At 36.1% G+C, this 13,579-nt stretch carries 10 protein-coding genes; 6 read left to right on the forward strand and 4 right to left on the reverse strand.

Annotated features, from left to right (window positions below; all coding sequences use genetic code 11):
• Positions 1–69: 69 nt before the first annotated feature.
• The 3 genes from BMW86_RS07275 to BMW86_RS32465 form a co-directional block, all read right to left on the reverse strand.
• Entirely contained in the window at positions 70–306 is a 237-nt protein-coding gene (locus BMW86_RS07275; RefSeq protein WP_089780395.1) for a hypothetical protein, read from the reverse strand.
• Between the two features lie 207 nt (positions 307–513).
• Positions 514–3,624: an NAD(P)/FAD-dependent oxidoreductase gene (locus BMW86_RS07280; protein ID WP_089780397.1), complete on the reverse strand. Its 3,111-nt coding sequence runs from the start codon at positions 3,622–3,624 to the stop codon at positions 514–516.
• Positions 3,625–3,761: 137 nt separating this feature from the next.
• Positions 3,762–4,289: a TlpA family protein disulfide reductase gene (locus BMW86_RS32465; RefSeq protein ID WP_143056514.1), complete on the reverse strand. Its 528-nt coding sequence runs from the start codon at positions 4,287–4,289 to the stop codon at positions 3,762–3,764.
• Between the two features lie 1,817 nt (positions 4,290–6,106).
• On the opposite strand from BMW86_RS32465, the gene BMW86_RS07295 reads away from it, so the two are divergent.
• The 6 genes from BMW86_RS07295 to BMW86_RS07315 all read left to right on the forward strand — a co-directional run bounded on the left by BMW86_RS07295 (position 6,107) and on the right by BMW86_RS07315 (position 10,394).
• A complete protein-coding gene (locus BMW86_RS07295; protein ID WP_089780403.1) occupies positions 6,107–6,439 on the forward strand; it encodes a hypothetical protein in 333 nt (110 codons plus the stop codon).
• 425 nt (positions 6,440–6,864) lie between these two features.
• The gene (locus tag BMW86_RS07300; RefSeq protein ID WP_089780406.1) at positions 6,865–7,197 is read left to right on the forward strand and encodes a hypothetical protein; all 333 of its coding nucleotides are present in this window, start codon (positions 6,865–6,867) and stop codon (positions 7,195–7,197) included.
• Between the two features lie 1,117 nt (positions 7,198–8,314).
• Entirely contained in the window at positions 8,315–8,647 is a 333-nt protein-coding gene (locus BMW86_RS07305) for a hypothetical protein (RefSeq protein WP_089780408.1), read from the forward strand.
• A gap of 420 nt (positions 8,648–9,067) precedes the next feature.
• Positions 9,068–9,427, forward strand: coding sequence for a transposase (locus BMW86_RS07310; protein WP_089780410.1), 360 nt, complete (start codon positions 9,068–9,070; stop codon positions 9,425–9,427).
• Positions 9,428–9,508: 81 nt separating this feature from the next.
• Positions 9,509–9,649 carry a hypothetical protein gene (locus BMW86_RS32755; RefSeq protein WP_177189183.1) on the forward strand — a complete coding sequence of 47 codons (141 nt, stop codon included), beginning with the start codon at positions 9,509–9,511 and terminating at the stop codon, positions 9,647–9,649.
• Positions 9,650–10,058: 409 nt separating this feature from the next.
• The gene (locus BMW86_RS07315) at positions 10,059–10,394 is read left to right on the forward strand and encodes a hypothetical protein (protein WP_089780412.1); all 336 of its coding nucleotides are present in this window, start codon (positions 10,059–10,061) and stop codon (positions 10,392–10,394) included.
• 439 nt (positions 10,395–10,833) lie between these two features.
• Here the strand turns inward: BMW86_RS07315 and BMW86_RS07320 are convergent, their stop codons facing one another.
• Positions 10,834–13,512 carry an alpha/beta hydrolase family protein gene (locus tag BMW86_RS07320; protein WP_089780414.1) on the reverse strand — a complete coding sequence of 893 codons (2,679 nt, stop codon included), beginning with the start codon at positions 13,510–13,512 and terminating at the stop codon, positions 10,834–10,836.
• Positions 13,513–13,579 lie beyond the last annotated feature (67 nt).

Consider the following 13,579-nt stretch of genomic DNA (forward strand, 5'->3'; position numbering starts at 1 on the left):
AATCTCTTTAATAGGTTGCCTATTAAAGAGATTGGGTAAATAGACGAACAACACTACATGCATTATTAATCAAGGGAACGGGATTATTCTTGCAAGAGGACAGGGCCCTGGGAGAGGAATAGGACTTGCAGAAACTATAAAGCCCCCTATAGTAGTAATAGCATCATTAAACATGGGAATAACGCATTGGTTTTGTGGGTTATTGATGTATATTACACCCCCAAATCTATTTGCTTTAACAGCCAATGCTCCACTAGCTACTGTAAAAATGACGATCGCTATCAATATTATTTTTGCCTTTTTCATAATAGGGTGCTTTTTAAATTCAAAAAGCTAAACTTAATTTGATGAAAATTCATTTATCCTCTTTTACGATTTTTAGCCTATGACTATCCATAAACGCGCAGATCTCCTTTCTGTATATTATTTCAAAAGTAAACCCACTTTCTTGAAACCCTCTTAGGAGGTAACATAAGTGATTTGGGAGAAGGTTTAAACTAAACAACATTTAATCTATTTTTTGCTCGTTTGTTTCTCCTCTGTAAAAGCCTGCTTCCATACATATTCTATCAGTAGTACTGCAAATGACATAAATACCAATACTGGTAGCATCTGGAATCGCAATGCTATTTGAGAGGCAAATACGCTGAACCCAAAGTTCACCAGCCATAAACCGAATACTAATAATAATCCACTAGAGAGCAACTTCTGGCGCTTGAATCCCTTCAACATCGCAAATCCTACCAGACCAAACAAGAAGACTACATTTAGTATCCCTACCAGTACAGGATAAAAACCTAACACTGTTACTTTCGGGTTCTTGAAATGCGTGTTCACTTTTGCATTCTTGAGACCAAACCAAATCTGTCCCATCGGACGTATGCTATCTTTTCCCATATTATAAGTATCCAAAAATTCTACCGGTGGCGCATAATATTTCATGAAATTAGGTAACAAATAGAATAAGGCAAATGTTGCAGGATATTGTTTGATCAGGTAAGCACCATAATCAGCATACAAAGGTCCCACAGTAGCCCATTTTTTTAGCGAACTAGCAGTAGAATCATTTTTAAACTGCTGATTCATGTAGATCTGAAGTGGAGATTTAGGGTCCCACATATACCAGGTATTAGCAATAAGCATTTCTTGTGGATGAGCATATATATTCCTGGTAGTATCAAAATAGGTTCGTACCGTATGATCCAGTTGCTTAAAATCTGGAGGTAAATTAGGAAGTTTTTTATCCTGCAAAAAACGGTAAACGTACAATGCATTATTTGCCATCTGCCATCCGGAGAAGGGAGAGAACTGCCGGATGCCGGTCAGTTTATTATACTGATTACTGGTATGATACATAAAACCGGCTATTAGCAGGATACTCGCGACAATACCTCCTATCTTCATTCTTAACGGTTGCCGGCTCAATAAAAAAGCAATGGCTCCTACAATTGGATAAAATAAGGCGTTGTATCGTACCGTAAATGCCAATAAAATAATTACTGCGTGTATGATGATTAATCTGGGGGTAGGCCGATGAAGAATCCACAATAGTAAAGTGAACCAAATGAGGCTCAATCCCAAGAATAATGCATCACTTGTCACATAATTACTCATATACAGAAATGCCGGGTTAAACACCATACAACAGAACAATATTGCAAATGCTACTTTCCCAGGTTTGTACAACCACGCTAATGTGAAAATAAAAAATAAGGAACTGCCCTGTAATAACAAGTATTGAAATCCAACCAGAGCAATGTCTGATTTTGTGAATGCACTAAAAATGCGTAGGAATTTGGAATAGCCGATCGGATAGGTATTTATGTTTAAGTTATGAAATGCTGTTTCAAGATATACATAAGAGTCTCCATCAACAAAACCAGGCGTAAAATACAAATATTTAAATACGATAAACTGCAGCAATACAACGATACCCGCTATCCATAACATAGTCTTATTCCAATTTACACATAATATAAAATCTTTAAAAGAATGCTGTGCAGTCTTAGGCTTTCCTTCTTCTGTAACGTTCTCTTCATTGTATTCCTGTTCTGTATTAATGGCCCAGATATTTTCTTTAGAAGCAATACCTGCTACAATATTATCTACTGCTACCATAGCTGTTAACATACTATGATCTGCATTGTTATATTTGTGCATACCATTACGCCCAATAAGGAATAAATTTGCCAATTGATCCGTATATGCGCGTATAATATCAAAATGTTCGTATGCGCCAAAATAGGCAGGATAAGTTTTTTCCATGCGTAACACAGTACTGTCTAGTACATTTTCTACTGTAGCCAAACCTATCTTTTCCAGTTCCTGTATCGCCAACTCAACAATACGAGCATCTGACTGCTTCCAGAAATCATCCGTTTCATTACAGAAGAACTCCATCCCTACCCAAACCGTATCAGGGTCTTTTACCATGTAAGGGCTCCAATTATTGAACAATTGCAGCCGTCCTACTTTTACATCTTTCTCCTGTATATATATCCAAGTATCCTGTAACCGTAATGGCTTCCATTCCCCACTTTGCTTGTCCTGGAATGACAAACGCTGCAGTAAAATACCCACTGTTATGAAATCCCTATATTGTAAACCGTTTGCTATCTCTTGTACATTCTCAGGAATCACCCCAATTATTCCCGCTATTAGTTCCTTCACCGGCATCGTACTAAAAAAATAATCTCCGGCCAGCTGTAATTCCTCTCCCGTCTCTCTATTAACTACTGTAATAGCAGTTACAATGTTACCAGAGGTATGAATATGCTTTACATCATGGTGCAGCTGTATAATTCCTCCCATTCCCTGTACCTGTCTGGCTACCTCTTCCCATAACTGCCCTGGGCCAAATTTAGGATACAGAAATTGTTCTATCAAACTGGTTTCCGTATCCTTCTGTGTTATGTCACTAGTATTTTTCTTTTTTGTCACTTCCTGTATGGCATGTTGAATTGCCTTTTTAATACTTACTCCTTTTATACGTTGTGCTCCCCACTCTGCCGATATTTCATTACAGGGTACGCCCCATACTTTTTCTGTATAATCCCGAAAAAACAGCTCATACAATGTTTTCCCAAAGCGATTAATCATAAAATCCTCCAAACTTTTCTCTCGTCTGCGGGGGAATAACTGTGCCTTCAGGTAGGAAAAAAGAATTGTAATTGTTCTTGCAATACCCAACTTATGTAAGGTTTCAATAGACAAAGTAATAGGATAAGTAAAAAATCTGCGCAAGAAATAAATTCTTGATAAACGTTTCCGTACTAACATCACTTTATCAGGATCAGTAATCTGTTCCTCATTGGACAACTCACTTGTATTTATATTCTTGGATTTATTCTGATATTTAATAGTAAAAGGTTGTCTTTCTCCTTGTTGTAAAGGCAAGATATTCAACCACCAGTGCATTACGCGGTCACTTTTGGAAAAGAAACGGTGACCACCAATATCCATGCGGTTTCCTTTGTAATTTATGGTTTTAGAAATACCTCCAACATCCCCACTTTTTTCCACTATTATAGGAATAATATCTGTGCGTTTCAATAACTCATAGGCAGCAGTTAGTCCGGCCGGGCCTGCACCTATAATAATGGCTTTTTTATTTGTTGCGTCCATATTATTGTAATATTGGTTTGGGTATAACAGGGTTTATTATTACAGAGTACAAATTAAGATCTCACATCTGGTTAATAATTCTAAAGTATAAATATAAAATGCACATAGAAGATCAGGAAAATACTGTTATTATCCCTTCATTTATCTATGATGGCTCTAATAGTATCAACAGTCAATGGACCAATATTAGCCAGTTTAATTTTTTTGTTCCTATCACAGACTACCACCAGTGGATAACCAGAAAATTTGAAATTATTGAATGAATTATCATATGTTTGCCCCAGCATAATATTATCATATTTATTTAACTGGTATTTTTCCTCATATACCTTAGTGTCATGAAAGTAAGCAACACTTAACATAAATAACCGGACATCTTTCAGCATATAAATATGGGAGAGGATATTCCGGGTTAACGTATCGCAATAAGGACAGTTTGGGCCAAAAAAGATCAATAGTATTGGCCTTCCTGTAGGAATTTTTCCAATATCAAATTTTGTAGTTGTATCCTTAAGAAGGATACTAAAAGCTGGCAAAACCGTTGAATCCTTTAACGACTGCCTAGCAGGGAATTCTATGTTATTGCAGCTAATTATACTGCCAGATAAAAAACTCAACGCAATAATGGCGCTAATGATAATGGATTTCTTATTCTTTGTATTCATATTATGGTATTGCTACAGGTATAACAGGGACTATCTTATAAGAGTACAATTTTTCACATTCAAAGTTAACAAGCCTAAAATAGAAACATCATTAAAAAATCCACATAGGATGCAAAGAAAAGAAATTGGGACATAGAGAAAAAACTGTTTCTCACTATCTTCTGGATACTACAGTATAATAACAAGACGTACTTTGTAGTATTTATTACATGCCTTATTTTGTAAACAACCCCAATAGTTCTTTGTATATTGTTTCAAACCATATCTACTTAATAAGGAAACTCAACACATCTCATTAAATTAATGTTTTATATCCTAGAATGAACAATACCCCAAAAAGCTGGTTAATAATAAAGACGGTCATTTACATGAAACCAATCAGGTAGTAGTCTCCTTTATTTATTACTCCATTCCTAATTTCCATAAACGAGGAAGTTGAAGTAACCATTTTTTATAGCCATAACTGTTTCTATTTATAAAATCCAGCGTCAAACGGTGCTCCAATTCTATATCAGGAAAGCGATATTTATGCCAGCCAGATCAGCGAAAGCAAATAGATATGTCATCAAGTACCTTTTCGAGGCACCAAAGTACTATGATAGAGTAGGGTTAGTTCCTTCCGTAGGAGTCTTAACAGCCATGATCATTTTGACAGAGATAAGAAATATCAATCAGTTGAAAAGTACAGATCGTTTATTATATTCTCCTCTCTAATATTGCCACTTATTTCCTAATTCATTCTCCATAGGATGCAGTTATTTTTGTGCTATAAATAATCCACCTGTTAATCTATAAGGTTGGTCTGTAGCTATATTAAAAAATGAAAATAAATTACTATCTTCTGATCCAATAAATTGATAGTGGTACGAAGGCATTTATTTACTATACAGTTTCTACCAATTACTATTGACTATTATAAATAAAGAAGTTGCGTAACAATATTGGCAATATGCCAATAAGGTATTGCCAATGATAAACAGAGACGCCGAAAACCAGTAGAAGCGATTGGGCATATTTGTTATACCCATTTTTTTAAAATCAAAATCACGAAAAATGCAAAAATTATTTTAACAGCAATCATTCCATTTGTTGTAGCGGGAAGTACATTAGCATTTAAGGCCCAAAGATTCACTCCTCTTCAGGTTCTAACTAGGATAGGCCCAGTAATGACATTTATTATTAATGGACCTATATATACTACGACAGTTCCATTATGTACTACAACGGATCTTGGGTTCAGTATTGAAGGAAACTTGCTTCGTGCATTTTCTGCTACAACTACAGCACTAACAGGAAAATCTTCAATTGGGCTCACTATTACTACTACTACTTGGTTAGAAATAGTATGCACTCCAACTATCACAATTGTAACATTATTTGTTTAACAAAAGGAGTAAGAAAAAAAATTATTTTTTATATCGGAGCTGGTTCAAGCACAAAGCTCAGCGCCATTTTATGTTTTCCGCTCCCAAATATCTCCTCTTTTCTCCTAATTCTTTTCCCATTGGTTGCTGTTATTTTTGTACTATAAAAATGATCTACTTATTAATCTATTAGGATGACCTGCAGCTATGTTAAAAATGAAAAATAAATTACCATCTTCAGAACAGGATAAATTGATATCAATACGCAAATATTCATTTACTTACTATACTATTTCTGCCAGTCGTGATTGACTATTATAAAGGAATAAAGACGTTGTGTAACAATGTCGGCAATATACTAAATGAGATGTTACCAACGATAAATGGGAAAGCCGAAAACCATTATAAAAGAGTAGGCATATCTGTTATAATTTTCTTTTAAAAAACAAAATCATGAAAAATGCAAAAATTATTTTAACAGCAATCGCTCTATTTGCTGTAGTGGGAGGAGCATTAGCATTTAAGGCTCAAAAGTTCACTCCTCTTCCGGTTTTTACTAGGATAGGCCCAATAATAACATCTACTACCATTAATGGAATTGTATACACTACAACAATTCCATTGTGTACTACAACGGATCTTTGGTTCAGTGTTGACGGAGATCTGCTCCCTGTTTTTTCAACTACGACGGCAGTACTAACAGGAAAATCTCCAATTGGACTTACAACTACATGGCAAGAATTAGTATGTACTCCAACTACGACACTGGTAACACTGTTTATCTAGCAACAGGTCTAAGACAAATGTTCTCTATTTTTCATCTCGGGCTGGTTTAAAAGCAGGGACCAGCCCCATTTTATATTTCCCCCTATCTCAAATATTTCCTCTTATCTCCTAATTTGTTTTCCATAGGTCACTGCTATTTTTGTACTATAAATAATCTACTTGTTAATCTATTAGGATGACCTGCAGCTATGTTAAAAAATCAATTCCCGTCTTCTGACCCGGATAAATTGATAGCAGTACGCAGACGTTTATTTACTTACCATAATGTTTCTGCCAATTACTATTGGTTATTATAAATAAAGAAGTTGCGCAACAATGTTGGCAATATGCCAATTAAGGTATTGCCAACGATAAATGGGGAAGCCGAAAACCAGTAGAAACGAGTAGGCATATTTGTTATAAATCTTTTTTAAAAGAACAAGATTATGAAAAATGCAAAAATTATTTTAACAGCAATCGCTCTATTTGCTGTAGTGGGAGGAGCATTAGCATTTAAGGCCCAAAGGTTCACTCCTCTTCAAGCTTTTACCAGGATAGGCCCAATAATAACATCTACTACCATTAATGGAGTTGTGTACACTACAACAGTTCCATTGTGTACTACAACCGCTCTTTGGTTTAGTCTTGAAGGAGACTTGTTTCCTGCTTTTACAACTACAACAGAAGTACTAACAGGGAAATCTCCAATTGGACTTACAACTACATGGCAAGAATTAGTATGTACTCCAACTACCACAATTGTAACATTGCTTATTTAGTAAAAGAGGCAAGACAGTAGTAGGTGAAGGAAACCTATTACTGTATTGCATAAATTAAAGTACGCTACAAGGAGATAATCTCTGCGTAGCTATTAAATGAAGAGACTACTTATCTGCGTGGTAGCAGGTAAGTAGTCTCTTTAAAAAGTTAAAAGAGAAATAATTGAACTGATATTGTTCAGACTATATAATCTGGGTATACATAATGGACATCAATGGGAACACCGAATACCATAAGAGATAAATAAGATAAATTTATTCACCTCTAGTTTAACAATAGTTCGGTAATTTTTTTCACAGCTTCGTTTTGCAAAACGAATGTAGATAAATAAAGGTTTGAGAAATTAACCTTTTAAAAAGAAAAAAGCATTAGAGAAAGTATGTTTAGTACTGATCTCCATGCATTGGGCGAGGTGAAAGACCTTGTTATTATAAGTTTACAGGAATTGTCAAAACTCAGTTCTAATTTATGTTATCATTATTTGAAGTATAGTTAAGCTTATTGGTATGATACACGATATTAAATCTGGGTAGATTTGATAATTATTGTGAGAAAAGTATCCGATTCCATATGGAAGGGGGATTTCATTTTCCCCAGATTCAATAGCCAAATTATAAAACATCATTGTGGTAAAGACCTTGTCGTGACCTTCGACCCCATTTATCTTCTTAGATGAGGCAAGTAAACCCCTGACTTAGGTTGTTGGTGGAGCAGTGTTAGTAACTATGCTTTAAAAGGATTGGAGATTGGTCGTTTAACTATAATAGATGCATTAGCAGAAAGTGCTATATCGCAGACTTAAGCTCAAAGCAGGGGGAACTCCTTTAAAAAATAAAAAAACCAAAGCTTTTCCCTATAAAAGGACACAAAGTTTTTATACCAGGTTTACCCGGATAATACGGGTTAAAAGGTTAAAAATAGTAACCAGTATTAATCTAGATTGGGCAAGGGAAGTTATTTATCTTATTATTATCCAGGTCTTGAACATAAATTTAAATAAGTTTCACGCTCAGGGATTTTTTTTGATGAATGGTCTTTGGAATGGATTATTATTCATCTGGATTCAATACAAACTAAGCAGAATAATTTTTTGTAACCCAAATAAAAAACAAGATCATGAAAAATGCAAAAATTATCTTAACAGCAATCGCCCTATTTGCTCTAGTAGGAGGAGCACTAGCATTTAAGGCCCAAAAGTTCACTCCTCTTCCGGCTTTTACCAAGATAGGACCCGTAGTAACATCTACAATTATTAATGGCGTTCTATACACTACAACAGTTCCATTATGCACTACAACGAGCCTCTGGTTTAGTGTGGAAGGAGACTTGTTTGCTGTTTTTTCAACCACGACAGAAATACTAACGGGAAAAACTCCACATGGAATTACGACTACATGGGAAGAATTAGTGTGTACTCCAACTACCACACTTGTAGTCCCATTGCTTTAATAACATTTGTAAGACAATAGTAGGTGAAAGAAACCTACTACTGTATTGCATAAATTGAAGTACGCTATAAGGAGATAATTGCGGCATAGCTATTAGATGGAGAGACTACTTATCTGCTTGATAGTAGAAAGTAGTCTCCTTTAAAAGTTAAATAAGGAATAATTGAACCTGTATTAATCGGATTATATAATCTTAGTCATAAGGGGCATCAATGGAAACTCCGAATCCCATAGGAAATGAATAAAATAGAGAAATGGAATTGCAATTACCTCTGTGATAGACAAAAAGAAAATCCTGATATGAAAAGGTCATAACGTAAACTTAAGCTTATCGTAAGGAAAAATTCCTATGGAATTATTACCTATAAAAGGATATAAAGCTTTTATAACCGGTTTATCTGGATAACGAAGTTGCTTACATTTGTACAACAATGACTGCAAAAAAGACAAAAGGACGCAAAGAAAGTATGATTTTGTCTTTAAAAAAGAAGCTTCGATGATGTTAGCATCTGGATACCCTGTACAAGAAATAAGCAAATCGCTGGGTATCGGGGAAAACTTGGTCTATCGGTGGAAAAATGATAATAACGCCGAAAAGGATAATAATAGCGAAAACAGCGCTTCTACACAATCTGATCTGTTCGTTGAAAATGAACAGATGAAGGCTGAATTGCGATGTACAGAACAGGAAAGAAATATTTTAAAAAAGTCGCGAGAATTAGTAAAGATCAATACTGCGATAGATAAGTTGAAGATGAAGTATCTTCTCCAGCGCCAATGAGAAGTATTGATTGTTAGTCACAATTGCTATTATGACTAGAAAAATAAGAAAACGTCTCAGTTCAATTCTGCAAGCCAATCAATGGAAGATAAGGTAATGTTTGTTTTTAAGGTAAATAAGCGTCGTTATGGCACCCAAAGGATTCTTGCTGAGTTAGAAGAACATCAGGGAATCAAAGCAAGTCCTTATAAGATCAAGAAGGCCTTGATCAGAATGGATTAAAAGCTATTCAGCTCAGATATTTCGTACATAAAACAACCAATAGCCTCGCATCCTACACCCTAAGTCCTAATCTGCTGAAGAAATAGGGATTTCCATCGAGCATTAATACAACATAGTAGGTGATATTATTTACATCCCTATAAGCAGATGGAACATCCCACTATTTGTTTTTATAGATGGATTTATATTCGCACAATGGAGAGGTAAGCCAGCCATATTTGATACAACAGATGAGGCGAGAATAATACAAAAAACAGGAGGTTATACCGACTGTCCCCAACAGTGCATCCATAAAGGAGGACTTGGAGAAGATTCTCTGATAAAAGAATTACGAAATGGATTATTATTTATCAGAATTCGACACAAATTATGTAAAATAATTTTTTATACCCCGAGTAAAAATAAGATCATGAAAAATGCAAAAATTATTCTAACAGCAATCGCTGTATTTGCTGTAGTGGGAGGTATATTAGCATTTAAGGTTCAAAGGTTCTCTCCTTTTCAGGCTTTTACTAGTGTAGGCTCAATAATAACATCTACTACCATTAATGGCGTTGTATACACTACAATAGTTCCTCTATGTACTACAACAGCTCTCTGGTTCACTTATGATGGAGGCTTCTTGTCTGTTGTTTCTTCAACTACAATAAAAGTACTAACAGGAAAATCTCCAATTGGACTTACAACTACGTGGCAAGAATTAGCATGTACTCCAACTACCACACTTGTATCATTGCTTCTTTAACAAAAGATACAATAATAGGTAAAAAAACCTATTAGTATATTGCATAAACTGAATTATAACACAAGGAGATAATTACTTGTGCCTATTAAACGGAGAGACTAAATAGTAACCAGCAGAAACAGCATGGCAAATAAATAAACATCTGCGTACTGCTATCAATTTATCCGAGGCAGAAGATAACAATTGATCTTTCATTTCTTCAACCTTGCAGCAAGTCATCCTAATAGATTAACAAGTAGATTATTTATAATTCAAAAATAACAGCAACCAATGGGAAAAAGTTAGGAGATAAGAGGGAATATTGGAGAGTAAAAATAAAACGGGGCTGGCTTTTCAATATAGTCTTATGTTAAAAAAGAATATGGCTTTGAGATGACATGTAACTTTAATTACAAAATCTCAAAGCCATAAATCACAAAGCACTTAAAGTAAGTGCCTATTAATAGCCAGCATCAATTTTCCCTCTTGTGCTATCCTGTTCAAGACCCGATCGTAATCCTTTGAATTTTGCAGGGATCCCCCCAGTCATCCATGTTGGGGGCGGTTCATTTTTCAGATAGTGGCCAAAGAACTGTTGCGTGCGAATCGTAAAATCAAGTATGCAGTCAGGGTCAGTAAGTGAATGTCCTTGTCCATCATATTGCAGCATCCATACAGGTTTTTTAAGTCGTCGCAAGGCCGTGAACAGTTCCACTGCCTGTGTAAAAGGGACTGCTCCATCATCTTTATTGTGCATGATGAGCAAGGGGGTATTTACTTTGTCAACCTTAAATATTGGAGAATTTTCGACGTAAAGATCTGGTCGATCCCAAGGTGTGGCCCGCAGGTTGATTTGGCTTGTTTCGTAAAAAAATGCGAAGCTTTGTTCTCCAAATCCAAGCCCTCCATAATGGCTTATCATATCAGATGGGCCAGCCCCTTCCTGCGCAGCAGCAAATAATGTTGTATGCGTAATCAGATAATTGGTTTCATATCCCCCAAAGCTATGTCCTTGTAGTCCCATTTTGTTGGCATCTACCCAGGGAAATGTGCTTATATATTTAGCAGCAGATACTACTGCATCAACCGCTCCTTGCCCAGTGTGTCCCGGTAGATAATAAATGTCTGGTATAAATATGAGGTAACCGTTACTGACATACCAAGGAATGTTTAATTCTTCTTTAGACAAGCCTGGTTTTCGGAACATATATAGTTCATGACTGCGTTTTTCATAGTAATGAAATATGATTGGATATTTTTTTCCAGGATCAAAGTTCTCTGGTTTGTAAAGGATGCCATCAGCGATACGTCCGTCAGGCATTTTCCAGTGATGCAACTCCGTCGTCACCCAGTTATAGTCCTTCTGTGGTTGAATATTTGAAAGGATAATAAATGACTTAAAGTCTCTGGTGGCTAAAAGATTAGGAGCTTGTGTAGCGCTCATGCGCTGCACGAGATATACAGGGGCATTTTTTGCTCTAATGGGAGGAGGTAGGCTCGGAGCAATGAATATCCTCGGGAAATAAAATAGGTAAGGCTCCATATTACCTAACACTGGGGAGGACTTCTTTTGCAGTTGTATTTTCCAGAACCCATTATACTTATTGTTTCTATCGAATGCTGCGAGCAATAAGGTATCTGTAGAATGTATTGGATTGAAACTGTTTTTAGTAGCAATTATACGGAATATAATATTGTGACTCTTACCATAACCTGCTGTGATATTCTGTGGTGTTTTTCTCCCAAAGGGGTCTATCAACCAAATGTCATAACGGTCATAAATAAGTAGGGCACTGTCATCGATTAACCATCCAGCGATACCGAAGTTATAGCCAAGGGCTACTAATGCATGATGTTCATCATTATACCAAGCTACATTGATGGCTTGTGTAATGTTACGGGTGATACCCGTGGATATCTCATAACTGAAATAGTTTTTTAATGCAGAATCGTACCAGATGACAAAATGTTCACTGGGCGAAAGGTCAGGTGGAGGCGAGAAAGTAGAAGAGTGTGGGATAACGGTTTTATGACTACCATCGCGAGTAGATTTGAGGAGGTATGATGTTACATCATCTTTGTTCCAATAGGATTCATTATTATTAATGATGTTGCGAATCAGTACATATCGACTCCCTCTATTGCCACCGGTAGTGAGAACCAATGCGGTATCCATACTTTCCAGTTGTATAATGGAACCGGTAGTCGTTGATGTTACCGCAGCATAAGTTCGATAGGATAATCGGGAAATATTCTCGAGTTGTTGAGCTTGCAGGTACTCGTCTCTATAATTCCAAATATTTACTTTTGGGGTTATCACGGTACTGTCAGGTTGTATGATGGGAAGGATCTTATCTTCTGCAAGTTTAAAGAAAATGTGCTCCCCATCAGTACTGAAACGAAGTGTTTCATTTGCGATTGTTAATCTTGGACCTAGATCTGAAGCATGATTAGTAACAAGACAGGTTGCGCTGTCCATTCCTGATTGATAGTAACGCAGGGAATAGCCTTGCTCGTATGGGGTGAAAAAGGCGAGCCTTGTGCCAGTGTCATCAAAGGTGATATTACTTGGAGGAGAATCATGCAAAATTACTTTCTCATTACAACTAGGCAGGGATACCCATAGCAGGGAGGTGTCAGTTAGTATCAACAACACATTTCCCTGTGTATTAAAACGGGCCTCAGTTGCACCCGAATAACATTTTTCTCTACCAGAAATAAGGTCTTTAAGTATGATGTCTTCATGCAAATTATAGGCAAGCCATCGTCCATTACCATTTTCGGGTACTACAAAGCCCCTTCCATCTTTGATATATTGTATAGCGTTTGCTCCAGTATGAAAGATCCCCATACCTTCAGAGGTACTTAATATCAAATGCCTACTATCTTCTGTGAACACTGCATTGCCTCCATCAGAGAATTCCTCTTTATATTTTCCATCTGTAGTGCAAATAACCAACATGTTCTTTGTTTTTTCAGAGCCATATTCGTACCATGCATATTTCCCATCATTACTAATGTTATAGTTACGAAGTGCAACCCATGTTTTGTAGGTATCATTATCTATGAGTTTCTTTTGTGCTATAATGCTGACACCGCAACAGCAGAACATGCAGGTGAATAAAAATTCTTTCATCATATTATAATTACAAAAGTTTGATTGAAGAATAACAATAATTGCAAGGGTACATGCGCATGAGATGTAA

Source organism: Chitinophaga sp. YR573, assembly GCF_900110995.1.
Taxonomy (GTDB): Bacteria; Bacteroidota; Bacteroidia; order Chitinophagales; family Chitinophagaceae; genus Chitinophaga.

Excerpts from the sequence above, each read along its gene's own strand:
- BMW86_RS07275 (WP_089780395.1), bottom strand. The coding sequence starts at position 306 with ATGAAAAAGGCAAAAATAATATTGATAGCGATCGTCATTTTTACAGTA.
- BMW86_RS07295 (WP_089780403.1), top strand. The coding sequence starts at position 6,107 with ATGAAAAATGCAAAAATTATTTTAACAGCAATCGCTCTATTTGCTGTA.
- BMW86_RS07300 (WP_089780406.1), top strand. The coding sequence starts at position 6,865 with ATGAAAAATGCAAAAATTATTTTAACAGCAATCGCTCTATTTGCTGTA.
- BMW86_RS32465 (WP_143056514.1), bottom strand. The coding sequence starts at position 4,289 with ATGAATACAAAGAATAAGAAATCCATTATCATTAGCGCCATTATTGCG.
- BMW86_RS07280 (WP_089780397.1), bottom strand. The coding sequence starts at position 3,624 with ATGGACGCAACAAATAAAAAAGCCATTATTATAGGTGCAGGCCCGGCC.
- BMW86_RS32755 (WP_177189183.1), top strand. The coding sequence starts at position 9,509 with ATGGAAGATAAGGTAATGTTTGTTTTTAAGGTAAATAAGCGTCGTTAT.
- BMW86_RS07305 (WP_089780408.1), top strand. The coding sequence starts at position 8,315 with ATGAAAAATGCAAAAATTATCTTAACAGCAATCGCCCTATTTGCTCTA.
- BMW86_RS07315 (WP_089780412.1), top strand. The coding sequence starts at position 10,059 with ATGAAAAATGCAAAAATTATTCTAACAGCAATCGCTGTATTTGCTGTA.
- BMW86_RS07320 (WP_089780414.1), bottom strand. The coding sequence starts at position 13,512 with ATGATGAAAGAATTTTTATTCACCTGCATGTTCTGCTGTTGCGGTGTC.